Below are 15,309 nucleotides of genomic sequence, written 5' to 3'. Positions count from 1 at the left end.
TTGGCAGCGGGCTGGGTTGCAGCACTGAAACTGGTGCCCTGGGGCGACGTCATCGAGGCGACGCCCCAGATCCTGCAGGCGGCCAAGAAGCTGCTGGGCACCACCCAAAAAGGGAATGCCGAAGCGGCGACGGGTGCACTCGATGGTGCCGGCGGCGAGCCCGCCATTCCGGTGGCCTTGCAGCTTCAGCATCTGCGTGACCGCGTGGCGCAATTGGAGCGGGAGCAGCAGGAGTCCGCCATGCTGATTCAGTCCCTGGCCGAACAGCATGCCCAGGTGGTGCAGGCGGTGGAAGTGCTGCGCCGACGCCAACAATGGCTCACCGTGGCGGTGAGCATGCTGGCAGTGGCATGCGCAGGTTTGCTGGTGTGGGTACTAACTCAATAGCGCAATAGCGATACCGCGCATGCCGGGAGCCTGGAACCACGGGCACTGTACGGCATGGCACCAGAACTTGTTTGCTATAAATTCAATAGCTGCTAGCGCATATAAAACCGGCGCTAGCAGCTATTTTTATTAGAAATCGTCGCCGGAACCCATCGCCAGGTTCTCAAAGCGCGTCTGGTTCTTCTGGAAGAACAGCTTCACGGTTCCGGTGGGGCCGTTCCGCTGTTTGCCAATGATGACCTCGGCCACGTTGGGCTCTTTGGAGTCCTTGTTGTAGTAGTCGTCGCGGTAGATGAACATGATGATGTCCGCGTCCTGCTCGATGGCGCCCGATTCGCGCAGGTCGGACATCATGGGGCGCTTGTCGGTACGCTGCTCCACCGAGCGGTTGAGCTGAGACAGCGCGATCACCGGGCATTGCAACTCCTTGGCCAGCATCTTGAGGCCCCGGGAAATTTCGCCCAGCTCCGTCGCCCGGTTGTCCGAGCCCGACGAACCCGAGCCGCTCATGAGCTGCAAGTAGTCCACCACGATCAGACCCAGCTTGCCGCACTGGCGCGCCAGACGGCGCGCGTTGGCACGCAGCTCGCTCGGCGTGAGGCCCGGGGTTTCGTCAATGTGCAGCGACACCGTGCGCAGCTTTTCGATGGCTTCGGTCAGGCGTGGCCATTCATCGTCGGTGAGCTTGCCGGTGCGCAGGTTGCCCTGGTTCACCCGGCCGATCGAGCCCACGATACGCACCGCCAATTGAGCGGCACCCATTTCCATCGAGAAGATGGCGACCGGCAAGCCCTCGTTGAGCGCCACGTGCTCAGCAATGTTCACCGCGAACGAGGTTTTGCCCATGGACGGGCGGGCTGCCAGCACCACCATGTCGCCCGCCTGCAAGCCGCTGGTCATGCGGTCCAGGTCGGCAAAGCCGGTGGGGACGCCCGTGACGTCCACAGGGTTGTCAGCCATCTCCTGCACGCGGTCGAGCAGGTCAATCACCAGCGTATCGAGCGACTGGAAGCCCTGCTTGGTGCGCGAACCCTCTTCGCCAATGGCAAAGATCTTGGCCTCGGCTTCGTCCAGAATGCGTTCCACCGTTTTGCCTTGGGGGTTGAACGCGTTGGTCGAAATTTCGTCGCTGGCCGTGACCAGCTTGCGCAGGATGGCGCGTTCGCGAACGATTTCGGCATAGCGCCGAATATTGCTGGCACTGGGTACGTATTGCGCCAGATTGTTCAGATAGGCCAGCCCGCCCATCTCCTGCGCCTTACCCTGGTTCTGCAGATGCTCGAACACCGTGATCACGTCGGCTGGCTTGCTGGCATTGATCAGCGCGCCAATGGCCGTATAGATCATCTGGTGCTCGTGGCGGTAGAAATGGCTTTCTACCAGCAGGTCGCCCACGCGGTCCCAGGCGTTGTTGTCCAGCAGCAGACCGCCCAGCACACTGGACTCCGCCTCGATGGAGTGCGGTGGCACACGCAACTGGGCAATTTCACGGTCCGGCACGGGCGTGAATCCATCATCAAGGGGTGGGAAAACGGCAGACATGGAATCCTTGGAGCTAACCCGGCATGCTATCGCCCACGCGGCGTGTCGTCATGGCACAAGTCTGTGGATAAGGCGGGGGTAACCCGTGGGCAACCGTGTACAAACTACGGTCACACAAAGACAAAAGCCGCCCAAGGGCGGCTTTTTTGAGAGGTCCTGACGGACGATCAGGCGGTTTCGCCGTAGACCGACACGTTGACTTCCACGACCACATCGGTGTGCAGAGCCACGCTCACAGCGCTGTCGCTCACGACCTTGATCGGGCCGTTGGGCAGGCGGATTTGCGACTTGGCAACCTTGTAGCCTTGCTTGTTCAGCTCTTCGGCGATGTCATGGTTGGTCACGGAACCAAACAGACGGCCATCCACGCCAGCTTTTTGTGTCAGCTTGACGGTGGTGCCAGCCAGCTTTTCGCCTTGGGCTTGGGCTTCTGCCAGCTTGGCAGCAGCGGCCTTTTCGAGTTCAGCGCGCTTGGCTTCGAACTCTGCCTTGGCAGCTTCGGTGGCGCGGCGGGCGCGGCCAGCGGGAATCAGAAAGTTACGGGCGTAGCCGTCTTTGACCTTGACGATTTCACCGAGGTTGCCGAGGTTCACAACCTTGTCGAGCAGGATGATTTGCATGGGTTGTGCTCCTTAGATCTTGTGCTGGTCGCTGTAAGGCACCAGGGCCAGGAAGCGTGCGCGCTTGATGGCAGTGTTCAGCTGACGCTGGAAGATGGCGCGCGTGCCGGTCAGGCGTGCGGGGATGATCTTGCCGTTTTCGGCGATGAAATCGCGCAGCGTATCGACATCCTTGTAGTCGATTTCTTCAACACCGGTCACCGTGAAGCGGCAAAAGCGCTTGCGCTTGAACAGCAGGGACTGGGTGTTGCGCTTTGGGCGCTTGTCTTTGTTGAACTTCTTGAACGTGGCCATTGCGGACCCCTTGAAAATTAATTTTGTTGAATATCCTGGATGTGCAGCACTGCAGTCTTGCCATTGCGCGGTGTGGCCAGAAATCCATGGAAAGTCCAGAGACTTCCGATGTTCTGCCTTGCCAGTCGCTCAGCCATCGCTCCAAAGGCTGTGGCTTTTATGGCGGCCTTGACTTCGCGGGGATGGCCTGCTTCGGTTTGCTGGGACTCGTGTTCGAGGCGCAGCGTGAGGGCAGGCAGTCCGGCGGGCGTGTATCGCAAGGGCTCAGCCTCTGCGATACAGGCGGTCAAGACGACGCGGTTCTCCACTCCAAAGAGAGAAGAGGATCAGCGCTCGCCGGCCGCTGCGTATTCAGCTTGGCTGGCCTTGCGGGCTTCTTCGCGCTCGACGGTCTTCATCATGGAGGAAGGACCGGTTTCAGCCTTCTTCTTTTGCACGGTCAGGTGGCGCAGCACGGCGTCGTTGAACTTGAAGGCGTGCTCCAGTTCAGCCATCACAGCCTGGTCGGCTTCGATGTTCACGCACAGGTAGTGGGCCTTGGCCAGCTTGTTGATCAGGTACGCCAGTTGACGACGGCCCCAGTCTTCCACGCGGTGCACCTTGCCACCGCCAGCGGTGATCATGCCCTTGTAGCGCTCCAGCATGGCTGGAACTTGTTCGCTTTGATCCGGATGGATCAACAAAATGATTTCGTAATGACGCATGCAGACTCCTTTTGGGTGAGACCACCCACCGCGTCTAGAAGTGGTGTGGCAAGGGAAAGCCTGCGATTATAACCCGACCGCTTGCGCTTGTACACTCAGCACACCCGCTACCGCATCGTCCACACCCCATTTTGTCCGGCCATGGAAGGTGCGGCCCTTGCAAAAACGGCGGTTGGGCCGACATGCCCTACAACCACTTGCGCCAACACGGGGCCGTCACAACGACAAATCCCTGGCGCGGACCTTGATATTCCCCGGCAAGCCCCCAGATGCCGCGCGTACTGCTTTTTTACCTCTTCAAATCCTGACATGTCAGACCACAGCCAAACCAACCCCGCCCCAAGCGCCCCCGCCCCCGAAGAAGTCGAAGCCGCCATGGCCGCCCACGCCTCCGATGAGCTGGCACGCCTGCAGGGCGAGCTGGCCGAGCTGAAGGCCAAAAGTGCCGATCTGGCGGACCAGTTCCTGCGCGCCAAGGCCGAGGCGGAGAACGCCCGCCGCCGCGCTGAAGAGGAAGTGTCCAAGGCCCGCAAGTTCGGCATCGAGAGTTTTGCCGAGAGCCTGCTGCCCGTGGCTGACAGCCTGGACGCGGCCCTGGCCATCAAGGAGGCCACGCCCCAGCAGCTGCGCGAAGGCGCCGACGCCACCTTGCGCCAGTTGACGTCTGCGCTGGAGCGCAACAAGGTGGTGGCCATCAACCCCGCCGCAGGCGCCAAGTTCGACCCCCACCAGCACCAGGCCATCAGCGTGGTGCCCGCGGAGCAAGAAGCCAACACGGTGGTGGCTGTGCTGCAAAAGGGCTACGTGATCGCGGAGCGCGTGTTGCGCCCGGCCTTGGTCACCGTGACTGCGCCCAAGTAAGCCTCAAAAAAATCGACCTGGAAGACTTGAAGCAAACCAAGTTATCCACAAGTTACTAGCCATCCAAACCATTCAAGCATTCGGAGAAAAATCATGGGAAGAATCATCGGCATTGACCTGGGCACCACCAACAGCTGCGTTTCCATCATGGAGGGCAACACGACCCGCGTGATTGAAAACAGCGAAGGTGCACGCACAACGCCCTCCATCGTGGCCTACCAGGAAGACGGCGAGATCCTCGTCGGCGCCTCGGCCAAGCGCCAGGCCGTGACCAACCCCAAGAACACGCTGTACGCCGTCAAGCGCCTGATCGGCCGCAAGTTCACCGAAAAAGAAGTGCAAAAGGACATCGACCTGATGCCCTACAAGATCGTGGCTGCCGACAACGGCGACGCCTGGATCGAAGTGCGCGGCAACAAGCTGTCGGCCCAGCAGGTGTCCGCAGACATCCTGCGCAAGATGAAGAAGACGGCTGAAGACTACCTGGGCGAGCCCGTGACGGAAGCCGTCATCACCGTGCCCGCTTACTTCAACGACGCCCAGCGCCAAGCCACCAAGGACGCTGGCCGCATCGCTGGCCTTGATGTCAAGCGCATCATCAACGAGCCCACCGCTGCAGCCTTGGCCTTTGGCCTCGACAAGCAGGAAAAGGGCGACCGCAAGATTGCCGTGTATGACCTGGGTGGCGGCACGTTCGACGTGTCCATCATCGAAATCGCCGACGTGGATGGCGAAAAGCAGTTCGAAGTGCTGTCGACCAATGGTGACACCTTCCTGGGCGGCGAGGACTTCGACCAACGCATCATCGACTTCATCATCGGCGAGTTCAAGAAGGAACAAGGCGTGGACCTGTCCAAGGACGTCCTGGCCCTGCAACGCCTGAAGGAAGCCGCCGAAAAGGCCAAGATCGAGTTGTCGAATTCGGCAGCAACCGACATCAACCTGCCCTACATCACGGCCGACGCCTCGGGTCCCAAGCACCTGAACATCAAGCTGACCCGCTCCAAGCTGGAACAACTGGTGGAAGAGCTGATCGAGCGCACCATCGCTCCTTGCCGCATGGCGATCAAGGACGCGGGCGTGTCGGTGTCCGACATCCATGACGTGATTCTGGTCGGCGGCATGACCCGCATGCCCAAGGTGCAGGAGAAGGTCAAGGAATTCTTCGGCAAGGACCCCCGCAAGGATGTGAACCCTGACGAAGCCGTGGCCGTGGGCGCCGCCATCCAGGGCCAAGTGCTGTCGGGCGACCGCAAGGACGTGCTGCTGCTGGACGTGACCCCCCTGTCGCTGGGTATCGAAACCCTGGGCGGTGTGATGACCAAGATGATCACCAAGAACACGACCATCCCGACGAAGTTCGCTCAGACCTTCTCGACGGCCGATGACAACCAGCCTGCCGTGACCATCAAGGTCTATCAGGGCGAGCGCGAAATGGCCACCGGCAACAAGCTGCTGGGCGAGTTCAACCTCGAAGGCATTCCACCCGCAGCCCGTGGTGTTCCGCAGATCGAAGTGTCGTTCGACATTGACGCCAACGGCATCTTGCACGTGGGCGCCAAGGACAAGGGCACCGGCAAGGAAAACAAGATCACCATCAAGGCCAACTCGGGCCTGTCGGAAGAAGAAATCCAGAAGATGGTGAAGGACGCCGAGCTGAACGCTGCGGACGACAAGAAGAAGCTGGAACTGGTGCAGGCCCGCAACCAGGGTGAAGCCGCTGTGCACAGCGTCAACAAGAGCCTGGCCGAACACGGCGACAAGCTCGACGCAGGTGAAAAGGACGCGATCGCTGCAGCCGTGAAGGCCCTCGAAGAAGCCCTCAAGGGTGAAGACAAGGCCGCGATTGACGAAAAGACGACCGCGCTGATGGCCGCCAGCCAGAAGCTGGGCGAGAAGATGTACGCCGAATCGCAGGCAGCGCAAGCCGCCCAGGCGGCCGGTGGTGCAGACGCCGCAGGCGCATCGGCCGGTGCAGCCAACAAGCCCGCAGACGACGACAACGTCGTTGATGCCGAGGTGAAGGAAGTCAAGAAGGGCTGAACGAGCCCCCGTTGACCCGAGCCGCCGCGCAATGCTCGTCAGGGGCTGCGCGGCGTTCCTGTTCCAACCGGGTTCTGAATCACTATGTCCAAACGAGACTTTTACGAAATCCTGGGCGTTCCGAAGAACGCCTCGGACGAAGAAATCAAAAAGGCCTATCGCAAGCTGGCGATGAAGCACCATCCTGACCGCAATCAGGGGGACGCAGCCAAGCCTGCCGAGGAGAAGTTCAAGGAGGCCAAAGAGGCCTACGAGATGCTCTCGGACCCCCAAAAGCGTGCGGCCTATGACCAGTATGGCCATGCGGGGGTAGACCCCAACATGCGCGGCCCTGGTGGCGCGGGAGCGGAAGGATTTGGCGGTTTTGCGGAAGCCTTCGGCGACATCTTTGGCGACATGTTCGGCCAACAAGGCGGGCGCGGGCGCGGCGCCGGTGGACGCCAGGTCTACCGTGGCAGTGACCTCAGCTATGCCATGGAGATCACGCTCGAAGAAGCAGCTCGCGGCAAAGACGCGCAGATTCGTATCCCATCCTGGGACACCTGCGACACCTGCCATGGCAGCGGCGCCAAACCCGGCACCAGCGCCAAGACCTGCGGCACCTGCCAAGGCGCGGGCACCGTGCAAATGCGCCAGGGCTTCTTCAGCGTGCAACAGACCTGCCCCCACTGCCGTGGCACGGGCAAGATCATTCCTGAGCCTTGCACCACCTGCCATGGCCAGGGCAAGCTCAAGAAGCAGAAGACGCTGGAAGTGAAGATTCCTGCCGGCATCGACGATGGCATGCGCATCCGTTCCACCGGCAACGGCGAGCCGGGTACCAACGGCGGCCCACCAGGCGACCTGTACATCGAGATCCGCCTGAAGAAACACGACATCTTCGAGCGCGACGGCGACGACCTGCACTGCCAGGTACCGGTGAGCTTCATCACAGCGGCGCTGGGTGGAGAGATCGAGGTGCCCACCCTGCAGGGCAAGGCGGCCATCGACATCCCCGAAGGCACCCAGGCCGGCAAGCAGTTCCGCCTGCGCGGCAAGGGCATCAAGGGTGTGCGCGCCAGCTACCCAGGTGACCTGTACTGCCACATTGCGGTCGAGACACCCGTCAAGCTCACCGAACACCAGCGCAAGCTGCTGCGCGAGCTGGAAGACTCCCTCAAGAAGGGCGGCGCACGCCATTCGCCCAGCGGCGAGAGCTGGACGGACCGGCTGAAGAACTTCTTCAGCTGACCACGCGCGGGTTTCCCGCCAAAAACCGCCTGCAGCCCCAAGGCCGCAGGCGGTTTTTTCTTGATGCAAGGCAAGAAACCCCCTGGCAACGTCCGCAGGCGCAATCCGACCAGTAGGATGGTCATCATCGATGATCACCCGGGAGTCTGGGCACATGAACGTCAACATCACCTTCCTGGGGGGCTCCGGCACCGTCACCGGCTCCAAGTACCTGGTGCGTTACAACGGCAAGAGCCTGCTGGTCGATTGCGGCCTGTTCCAGGGCTACAAGCAGTTGCGCCTGCGCAATTGGCAGCCCCTGCCCATCACGCCGCACCAGATCGACGCCGTGGTGCTGACCCATGCCCACCTGGACCACAGCGGTTACCTGCCGCTGCTGGCGCGCGACGGCTACGCCCACGCCATCCACTGCACCCCGGGCACACGTGACCTGTGCACCATCCTGCTGCCCGACAGCGGGCACCTGCAAGAAGAGGACGCGGCCTTCCTCAACCGCCACCAACTCAGCAGCCACAGCCCCGCCCTGCCCCTGTATACCCGGCTCGACGCGCTGCACTGCCTCAAGCAATTCCAGATCCATGCCTTCCACAAGGCGTTCGAGCCCCTGCCCGGCTGGCGCGTGACGTTTTCGCCCGCAGGCCACATATTGGGTGCGGCCTGCGTGCTGCTGGAGGTCGGAGGCAGGCGAATCCTGTTCTCTGGCGACCTGGGCCGGCCAGACGACTTGCTGATGAATCCACCGGACGCCCCGGCCCAGGCGGACACCGTGCTCATCGAATCCACCTATGGCGACCGCGAGCACCCGCCCGAAGGTCTGCTCGACGAACTGGGCCCCGCACTGCAGCGCCTGGCCGCACGCGGGGGCATCGCCGTGGTGCCCGTCTTCGCCGTGGGCCGCGCACAGGCCGTGCTGCACGCCATCGGGCTGCTGAAGGCGCAGGGCGTGGTGCCTGCATCGCTCAAGGTATTCCTCGACAGCCCCATGGCCGTGAGCACCACCGGGCTGTTCCAGCACCATATGCAGGAACACCGCCTGAGCGGCCGCGAGGTGCAGGCGCTAGAGCATGGCGCCACCATGGTCCAGACCCCCGAGCAATCCAAAGGACTGGCCAAACTGCATGGTCCCATGGTCATCCTGTCGGCCAGTGGCATGGCTACCGGAGGACGCGTGCTGCACCACCTGGCGCTGCACGCTGGCGATCACCGCAACATGATCATTCTGACCGGGCACCAGGCGCCGGGCACACGCGGCGCGCGGCTGGCTGAGGGCGAACGGACCATCCGCATTCACGGCCAGGACGTTGCCGTGCGCGCCGAAGTGGTCAAGTTGTCTTCCGCATCGGCCCACGCCGACGGCAACCAGCTCATCGCCTGGCTGCGCAGCATGGGGCACGCGCCCGACCAGGTGTATGTGGTGCATGGCGAAATGGGCGCCGCAGACCTGCTGCGCCAGCGCATAGAACACGAATTGCGCTGGCGGGCCTCAGTGCCAGAGCACGGCAGCACCTGCGCGGCCTGAGCCCGGTCTCTTTCTGCACTCCAGGAGAGCCGCTCTCGCGCAGAAGGGCATCGCAGCCATCGCGTATCGCGATGACAAATCACCAACAATGGGGAGAAAATATGAAACCTTCTCTTTTTGAGAAGTCAAAACCCCATGAAAAGCTCCGAGCGCAGTTTTGCGCGCCGTATTGACCTCACCTCGCTGCAATTGTTTGTGGCGGTGTGCGAGCTGGGCAGCATCGGCCGCGCCGCCGAGCGCGAATTCATTGCAGCATCGGCGGTCAGCAAGCGCCTGTCGGACCTGGAAACGGCTGTAGACACCGCCCTGCTCTACCGCCACAGCCGGGGTGTGACGCTCACGCCCGCTGGGGAGAGCCTGCTGCATCATGCGCGCACCGTGCTGTTTGGCCTGGAGCGCATGCAGGGCGAACTGAGTGAATACGCCGACGGCGTTCGCGGCCATGTCCGCATGCACGCCAACATATCGGCCATCTTCCAGTTTCTGCCCGAAGACCTGGGCGCCTTTGCGCGCGAGCACAGCCAGATCAAGATCGACCTGCAGGAGCACCTCTCCAGCGATGTGCTGCACGCCGTGCAAGAGGGAGCCGCCGACCTGGGCATCTGCAACATCGGCATGGCGAACGGCGGCGGAGCCCTAGAGCTGCAGAGCCGCCCCTACCGCGCCGACAATTTGGTGCTGGTTGTGCCCCGAGCGCATGATTTATCTGCGCTGGATGCTATCAATTTTGAAGAAGTCCTGGACTGGGACATTGTGGGCCTGCACGCCAACAGCAGCATCAGCCTGGCCATGCGCGCAGCCGCTGCCGCCGCCGGGCGCCCCCTGCGCCAGCGCATCCAGGTGACGGGGCTGGACGCCATGTGCCGCATGATCGACAACGGCCTGGGCGTGGGCCTGCTGCCCGACCGGGCATTTGCGCTGATGCGCGGCGTGGGCAACCTGCAAGCCATCCCGCTGACCGATGCCTGGGCCCACCGCGAACTGCGGGTGGTAGCCCGCGACTTTGACGCCCTGCCCGTCACGGCGCGTTTGCTGGTGGAACACCTCTCACCCCGGGCAGAACCCACCCCGGCGCACCCGGCCCCCGACACTAAAATCCAATCACCCACCTGAAAGCAGAAAGAAAGCCACGCCATGGGACGCACCCTGTACGACAAGATCTGGGACGAGCATGTCGTCCACACCGAAGAGGACGGCACCTCCATCCTCTACATCGACCGCCATCTGGTGCATGAAGTTACCAGCCCTCAGGCATTCGAAGGTCTGCGCGAAGCGGGCCGCAAGGTCTGGCGCATGAGCTCCATCGTGGCCACGGCCGACCACAACACGCCCACCACGGGCTGGGAAAACGGCTACGACGGCATCACCGATCCGATCAGCAAAGAACAGATCACCACGCTGAACGACAACATCGCGCAGATCACCCCCGCCGCGTTCTTCCCGTTCATGCACAAGCGCCAGGGCATCGTGCACGTCATTGGCCCCGAAAACGGTGCCACCCTGCCCGGCATGACCGTGGTCTGCGGCGACAGCCACACCAGCACCCATGGCGCGTTTGGCGCACTGGCCCACGGCATCGGCACCTCTGAGGTCGAGCACGTGATGGCCACGCAGACCCTGCTGGCCAAAAAGGCCAAGAACATGCTGGTGCAGGTCGATGGCACGCTGGCCAAAGGCGTGACCCCCAAGGACGTGGTGCTGGCCATCATCGGCAAGATCGGCACGGCTGGCGGCACGGGCTACACCATTGAATTTGCAGGTTCTGTCTTCCGCGCGATGAGCATGGAAGGCCGCATGACCGTGTGCAATATGGCCATCGAAGGTGGTGCTCGCGCGGGTCTGGTGGCGGTGGACGACAAAACCATTGAATACGTCAAGGGCCGCCCCCTGTCGCCCACGGGCGTGGAATGGGACCAGGCCGTTGCGTACTGGAGGACGCTGCACTCCGACGCCGACGCAAAGTTCGACACCGTGGTCAAGCTTGATGCGGCCGACATCGTGCCGCAGGTCACCTGGGGCACCAGCCCCGAGATGGTGCTGGGCGTGGACGCTCGCGTGCCCGACCCGGACAAAGAAAAGGACGTCAACAAGCGTGGTGCCATCGAGCGCGCGCTGACGTACATGGGCCTGCAGCCCGGCAAGCCGATCAATGACATCACGATCGACAAGGTGTTCATCGGCAGCTGCACCAACAGCCGCATCGAAGACATGCGCGAAGCCGCCGCTGTGGTGAAGAACCTGGGTCGCAAGGTGGCCAGCAATGTGAAGCTGGCCATGGTGGTGCCCGGCTCGGGGCTGGTCAAGGAGCAGGCCGAGCGCGAGGGCCTGGACAAGATTTTTGTGGCCGCAGGCTTTGAGTGGCGCGAGCCCGGTTGCAGCATGTGCCTGGCCATGAACGCCGACCGGCTGGAGCCTGGCGAGCGCTGCGCCTCCACCAGCAACCGCAACTTTGAAGGCCGCCAGGGCGCTGGTGGCCGCACGCACCTGGTGAGCCCGGCCATGGCCGCAGCCGCTGCCGTGCATGGCCACTTTGTGGACATCCGCCAGTTCACCTGAGCTGATCATTCATCCCATCATCCGCCCGTTGTCCTCTCTACTGCCCCAACCGCCTGAAGGAGCCTTGTCATGAAAAAGACCGCCACCCTCATCGCCCTGTCCCTGGCCTTTGTGCTGGCTGGCTGCAACACCGTCAAGGGTGTGGGCCAGGACATTGGCAAAGCCGGCAGCGCCATCGAGCGGGCCGCCAAGTAACTGATACCGCCATGCAAAAATTCACCTTGCTCAAGGGCCTTGTGGCCCCCATGGATCGCGAGAACGTCGATACCGACGCCATCATCCCCAAGCAGTTCCTCAAGTCGATCAAGAAGACCGGCTTTGGCGTGAACCTGTTTGACGAATGGCGTTACCTGGACCACGGCGAGCCCGGCCAGGACCCCGCCAGTCGCAAGCCCAATCCCGACTTCGTGCTGAACCAGCCGCGTTACCAAGGCGCCAGCATCCTGATCGCACGCAAGAATTTCGGGTGTGGTTCCAGCCGCGAGCACGCGCCGTGGGCCTTGGATCAGTTCGGCTTCCGCGCCATCATCGCGCCCAGCTTTGCGGACATCTTCTTCAACAACTGCTTCAAGAACGGCCTGCTGCCCATCGTGCTGCCCGAGGCCACGGTGGCCCAGCTGTTCGATGAAGTGCTGGCCTTCCCCGGCTACCAGCTCACCATCGACCTGGCGCGCCAGGTCATCGTGCGCCCCCAGGGCGAAGAGATCCCGTTCGACGTGCTGGCCTTCCGCAAGTACTGCCTGCTCAACGGTTTTGACGACATCGGCCTGACCCTGCGCCAGTCGGACAAGATCAAGGCCTTTGAAGCCCAGCGTCTTGCCACCAAGCCCTGGCTGGCACACACCATGGTGTCGTAACTCAAAAATTCAGCCCAATCGGCCGCAAGTGCTACATCCATATGCGCTAGCAGCTATCAAAAACAAAGCAAAATCAATGAAAATCGCAGTTCTGCCGGGTGACGGCATCGGTACCGAAATCGTCGCCGAGGCCGTCAAGGTCCTCAACGCACTCGATCTGAAGTTCGAGATGGAATCGGCCCTGGTCGGCGGCGCCGCCTACGAGGCCCACGGCCACCCGCTGCCCGAATCCACCCTCAAGCTCGCCAAGGAAGCCGACGCCATCCTGTTCGGCGCCGTGGGCGACTGGAAATACGACAAGCTCGACCGGCCCCTGCGCCCCGAGCAGGCCATCCTGGGCCTGCGCAAGAACCTGGGCCTGTTCGCCAATTTCCGCCCCGCCATCTGCTACGAGCAACTGGTGGGTGCATCGAGCCTCAAGCCCGAGCTGATTGCCGGCCTCGATATCCTCATCATCCGCGAGCTGACGGGCGACATCTACTTCGGCCAGCCCCGCGGCCGTCGCACGGCAGTGGACGGCCACTTTCCCGGTGCCGAAGAAGCCTTCGACACCATGCGTTATAGCCGCCCCGAGATCGAGCGCATCGCCCACGTCGCCTTCCAGGCCGCCCGCAAGCGCAACAAGAAGGTCACCAGCGTGGACAAGGCCAACGTGCTGGAAACCTTCCAGTTCTGGAAGGACGTCATGACCGAGGTGGGCCAGCAGTACCCCGACGTGGAACTCCAGCACATGTACGTGGACAACGCGGCCATGCAACTGGTCAAGGCCCCCAAGGCGTTTGACGTGGTGGTGACCGGCAACATGTTCGGCGACATCCTGTCGGACGAAGCCTCCATGCTGACTGGCTCCATCGGCATGCTGCCCTCGGCCAGCCTGAACAGCAGCAACCAGGGCTTGTACGAGCCCAGCCACGGCAGCGCCCCCGACATCGCCGGCAAGGGCGTGGCCAACCCGCTGGCCACCATCCTCTCGGCAGCGATGATGCTGCGCTTCAGCCTGAACCAGGAAGCCGCCGCCCAGCGCATCGAAGCCGCCGTGCAGAAGGTGCTGGCCCAGGGCCTGCGCACGCCCGACATCTACAGCGAAGGCACCACCAAGGTCGGCACGGCGCAGATGGGCGACGCGGTGGTGAAGGCGCTGCAGGCGTAAATCACCCCAGCCGTCCGAGCTGCCCACAGCGGCGGCGCGCGGCATCCGCAAAAGGCGATCCTCTGTGATCGCCTTTTTTATGGGCGCGGACCGACTCGCACACCCATCCAGCCCGCCAGGGGCGCCGTCGCCGAGCGGACCATGGCGTTCCCGCAACGCTGCAAGCCCCGTGCAAGCCGCGATCCATTACAATCATGCCCATGTTTGCCGCCCGCCCGTTCGACCTGAACACCGCAACTGCCGCCCTGGCAGGCGTGGCTGTGCGCGCAATCACCACCAAAACCACGACCATTATTAAGGGCTGATCCAGCTCCGGTACCGTCGTGCGCCCTCTCCCGGCCAGACGAGCCGGGGCAAACAGTCTGGTCTGGCACTGTTTCTTAATCTGAAAGGGGCGTTGAAATGAGCAAGTTGGTAGGTTTGGTCGGCTGGCGCGGCATGGTCGGCTCGGTGTTGATGGACCGCATGGTCGAGGAAAAAGACTTCGACCTAATTGAGCCATTGTTCTTCTCCACATCCAATGCCGGCGGCAAGGCCCCTGCGCAGGCCAAGAACGAAACCACACTGCAAGACGCCTTCAACATCGACGCCCTCAAGCGCTGCGACATCATCATCACAGCCCAAGGCGGCGACTACACCACCGAAGTCTTCCCCAAGCTGCGCGCCGCAGGCTGGAACGGCCATTGGATCGATGCTGCTTCGACCCTGCGCATGGAAAAAGACGCGGTCATCATCCTGGACCCCGTCAACATGCCCGTCATCAAGGACGCGCTGGCCAACGGCGGCAAGAACTGGGTGGGCGGCAACTGCACCGTGAGCTGCATGCTGATGGGCGTGGGCGCACTGTACAAGGCGGGGCTGGTCGAGTGGATGAGCACCCAGACTTACCAGGCAGCCTCGGGCGGCGGCGCGCAGCACATGCGCGAATTGCTCACCCAATACGGCACGCTGAATGCCGAAGTGAAGGCCCTGCTTGACGACCCCAAGAGCGCCATCCTGGAAATCGACCGCAAGGTCATCGCCAAGCAGCGCGCACTGACCGGCGCCGAAACCGCCAACTTTGGCGTGCCCCTGGGCGGCTCGCTGATCCCCTGGATCGACAAGGACCTGGGCAATGGCCAATCCAAAGAAGAGTGGAAGGGCATGGCCGAGACCAACAAGATCCTCGGGTTGGGCGAGGGCTTCAGCTCTGCGGCCATTCCCGTAGACGGCTTCTGCGTGCGTGTGGGCGCCATGCGCTGCCACAGCCAGGCCCTGACCTTCAAGCTCAAGAAGGACGTGCCCGTGGCCGACCTCGAAGCCATGATCGCCGCCGACAACGAGTGGGTGAAGGTGGTACCCAACACCCGCGAAGCCACCATCAAGGACCTGACACCCGTCGCCGTGACGGGCACCATGACCATCCCCGTGGGCCGCATCCGCAAGCTGGCCATGGGCCCCGAGTATGTCGGCGCCTTCACCATCGGCGACCAGCTCCTCTGGGGCGCCGCCGAGCCACTGCGTCGCATGCTGCGCATCTTGCTCAACGCCTGATCGTCTCACCTCA

The 15,309-nt window shown here is 62.7% G+C and carries 16 protein-coding genes; 11 read left to right on the top strand and 5 right to left on the bottom strand.

Translation table 11 applies throughout. From position 1 onward, the window contains the following. Positions 1-387, top strand: coding sequence for a hypothetical protein (locus tag ACTJKQ_RS05665; protein WP_440596276.1), 387 nt, complete (start codon positions 1-3; stop codon positions 385-387). A 129-nt stretch (positions 388-516) separates the two neighbouring features. Here the strand turns inward: ACTJKQ_RS05665 and dnaB are convergent, their stop codons facing one another. The 5 genes from dnaB to rpsF all read right to left on the bottom strand — a co-directional run bounded on the left by dnaB (position 517) and on the right by rpsF (position 3,547). Then, entirely contained in the window at positions 517-1,929 is a 1,413-nt protein-coding gene (dnaB, locus tag ACTJKQ_RS05660) for a replicative DNA helicase (RefSeq protein WP_056061481.1), read from the bottom strand. A 167-nt stretch (positions 1,930-2,096) separates the two neighbouring features. Next, a complete protein-coding gene (gene rplI, locus ACTJKQ_RS05655; protein WP_015013247.1) occupies positions 2,097-2,549 on the bottom strand; it encodes a 50S ribosomal protein L9 in 453 nt (150 codons plus the stop codon). Positions 2,550-2,561: 12 nt separating this feature from the next. Then, positions 2,562-2,843 (bottom strand): 30S ribosomal protein S18, encoded by a 282-nt coding sequence (rpsR, locus tag ACTJKQ_RS05650; protein WP_005795932.1) that lies wholly within the window; start codon positions 2,841-2,843, stop codon positions 2,562-2,564. 17 nt (positions 2,844-2,860) lie between these two features. Beyond that, complete coding sequence (gene priB, locus ACTJKQ_RS05645) at positions 2,861-3,151, bottom strand: primosomal replication protein N (RefSeq protein WP_099729722.1); 291 nt, start codon at positions 3,149-3,151, stop codon at positions 2,861-2,863. An 18-nt stretch (positions 3,152-3,169) separates the two neighbouring features. Then, on the bottom strand, positions 3,170-3,547 hold the full coding sequence (rpsF, locus tag ACTJKQ_RS05640) for a 30S ribosomal protein S6 (protein ID WP_015013245.1): 378 nt from the start codon (positions 3,545-3,547) through the stop codon (positions 3,170-3,172). A gap of 309 nt (positions 3,548-3,856) precedes the next feature. Between rpsF and grpE the strand changes: the two genes are divergently transcribed. The 10 genes from grpE to asd all read left to right on the top strand — a co-directional run bounded on the left by grpE (position 3,857) and on the right by asd (position 15,296). Further along, positions 3,857-4,408, top strand: coding sequence for a nucleotide exchange factor GrpE (gene grpE / locus ACTJKQ_RS05635; protein ID WP_056061476.1), 552 nt, complete (start codon positions 3,857-3,859; stop codon positions 4,406-4,408). 93 nt (positions 4,409-4,501) lie between these two features. Beyond that, on the top strand, positions 4,502-6,451 hold the full coding sequence (gene dnaK, locus ACTJKQ_RS05630; RefSeq protein WP_056061472.1) for a molecular chaperone DnaK: 1,950 nt from the start codon (positions 4,502-4,504) through the stop codon (positions 6,449-6,451). Positions 6,452-6,535: 84 nt separating this feature from the next. Next, positions 6,536-7,681, top strand: coding sequence for a molecular chaperone DnaJ (gene dnaJ / locus ACTJKQ_RS05625; RefSeq protein ID WP_056061470.1), 1,146 nt, complete (start codon positions 6,536-6,538; stop codon positions 7,679-7,681). Positions 7,682-7,835: 154 nt separating this feature from the next. Further along, complete coding sequence (locus ACTJKQ_RS05620; RefSeq protein ID WP_056061466.1) at positions 7,836-9,200, top strand: MBL fold metallo-hydrolase; 1,365 nt, start codon at positions 7,836-7,838, stop codon at positions 9,198-9,200. A 135-nt stretch (positions 9,201-9,335) separates the two neighbouring features. Further along, positions 9,336-10,313 (top strand): LysR family transcriptional regulator, encoded by a 978-nt coding sequence (locus ACTJKQ_RS05615; protein WP_440596275.1) that lies wholly within the window; start codon positions 9,336-9,338, stop codon positions 10,311-10,313. Positions 10,314-10,334: 21 nt separating this feature from the next. Continuing rightward, positions 10,335-11,756, top strand: coding sequence for a 3-isopropylmalate dehydratase large subunit (gene leuC / locus ACTJKQ_RS05610; protein ID WP_108499829.1), 1,422 nt, complete (start codon positions 10,335-10,337; stop codon positions 11,754-11,756). 69 nt (positions 11,757-11,825) lie between these two features. Next, positions 11,826-11,951, top strand: coding sequence for an entericidin A/B family lipoprotein (locus ACTJKQ_RS05605; RefSeq protein WP_005795904.1), 126 nt, complete (start codon positions 11,826-11,828; stop codon positions 11,949-11,951). 11 nt (positions 11,952-11,962) lie between these two features. Beyond that, positions 11,963-12,613, top strand: a complete 651-nt coding sequence (gene leuD / locus ACTJKQ_RS05600; RefSeq protein WP_440596274.1) for a 3-isopropylmalate dehydratase small subunit — start codon at positions 11,963-11,965, stop codon at positions 12,611-12,613. A 76-nt stretch (positions 12,614-12,689) separates the two neighbouring features. After that, positions 12,690-13,763 (top strand): 3-isopropylmalate dehydrogenase, encoded by a 1,074-nt coding sequence (leuB, locus tag ACTJKQ_RS05595; RefSeq protein WP_116749328.1) that lies wholly within the window; start codon positions 12,690-12,692, stop codon positions 13,761-13,763. A gap of 402 nt (positions 13,764-14,165) precedes the next feature. Further along, on the top strand, positions 14,166-15,296 hold the full coding sequence (gene asd / locus ACTJKQ_RS05590) for an aspartate-semialdehyde dehydrogenase (RefSeq protein ID WP_440596273.1): 1,131 nt from the start codon (positions 14,166-14,168) through the stop codon (positions 15,294-15,296). Positions 15,297-15,309: the final 13 nt, after the last annotated feature.

The sequence above is a fragment of the Acidovorax sp. 22279 genome (assembly GCF_052045435.1).
GTDB classification, from domain to species: Bacteria; Pseudomonadota; Gammaproteobacteria; order Burkholderiales; family Burkholderiaceae_C; genus Acidovorax; species Acidovorax delafieldii.
Note: the sequence above shows the minus strand (reverse complement) of the source record. Positions and strands in the feature narration are given on the sequence as shown.

Bases quoted from the DNA above. Each gene is read 5' to 3' on its own strand.
- dnaB (WP_056061481.1), bottom strand. From the start codon at position 1,929: ATGTCTGCCGTTTTCCCACCCCTTGATGATGGATTCACGCCCGTGCCG.
- rplI (WP_015013247.1), bottom strand. From the start codon at position 2,549: ATGCAAATCATCCTGCTCGACAAGGTTGTGAACCTCGGCAACCTCGGT.
- rpsR (WP_005795932.1), bottom strand. From the start codon at position 2,843: ATGGCCACGTTCAAGAAGTTCAACAAAGACAAGCGCCCAAAGCGCAAC.
- rpsF (WP_015013245.1), bottom strand. From the start codon at position 3,547: ATGCGTCATTACGAAATCATTTTGTTGATCCATCCGGATCAAAGCGAA.
- grpE (WP_056061476.1), top strand. From the start codon at position 3,857: ATGTCAGACCACAGCCAAACCAACCCCGCCCCAAGCGCCCCCGCCCCC.
- dnaK (WP_056061472.1), top strand. From the start codon at position 4,502: ATGGGAAGAATCATCGGCATTGACCTGGGCACCACCAACAGCTGCGTT.
- dnaJ (WP_056061470.1), top strand. From the start codon at position 6,536: ATGTCCAAACGAGACTTTTACGAAATCCTGGGCGTTCCGAAGAACGCC.
- ACTJKQ_RS05620 (WP_056061466.1), top strand. From the start codon at position 7,836: ATGAACGTCAACATCACCTTCCTGGGGGGCTCCGGCACCGTCACCGGC.
- ACTJKQ_RS05615 (WP_440596275.1), top strand. From the start codon at position 9,336: ATGAAAAGCTCCGAGCGCAGTTTTGCGCGCCGTATTGACCTCACCTCG.
- leuC (WP_108499829.1), top strand. From the start codon at position 10,335: ATGGGACGCACCCTGTACGACAAGATCTGGGACGAGCATGTCGTCCAC.
- ACTJKQ_RS05605 (WP_005795904.1), top strand. From the start codon at position 11,826: ATGAAAAAGACCGCCACCCTCATCGCCCTGTCCCTGGCCTTTGTGCTG.
- leuD (WP_440596274.1), top strand. From the start codon at position 11,963: ATGCAAAAATTCACCTTGCTCAAGGGCCTTGTGGCCCCCATGGATCGC.
- leuB (WP_116749328.1), top strand. From the start codon at position 12,690: ATGAAAATCGCAGTTCTGCCGGGTGACGGCATCGGTACCGAAATCGTC.
- asd (WP_440596273.1), top strand. From the start codon at position 14,166: ATGAGCAAGTTGGTAGGTTTGGTCGGCTGGCGCGGCATGGTCGGCTCG.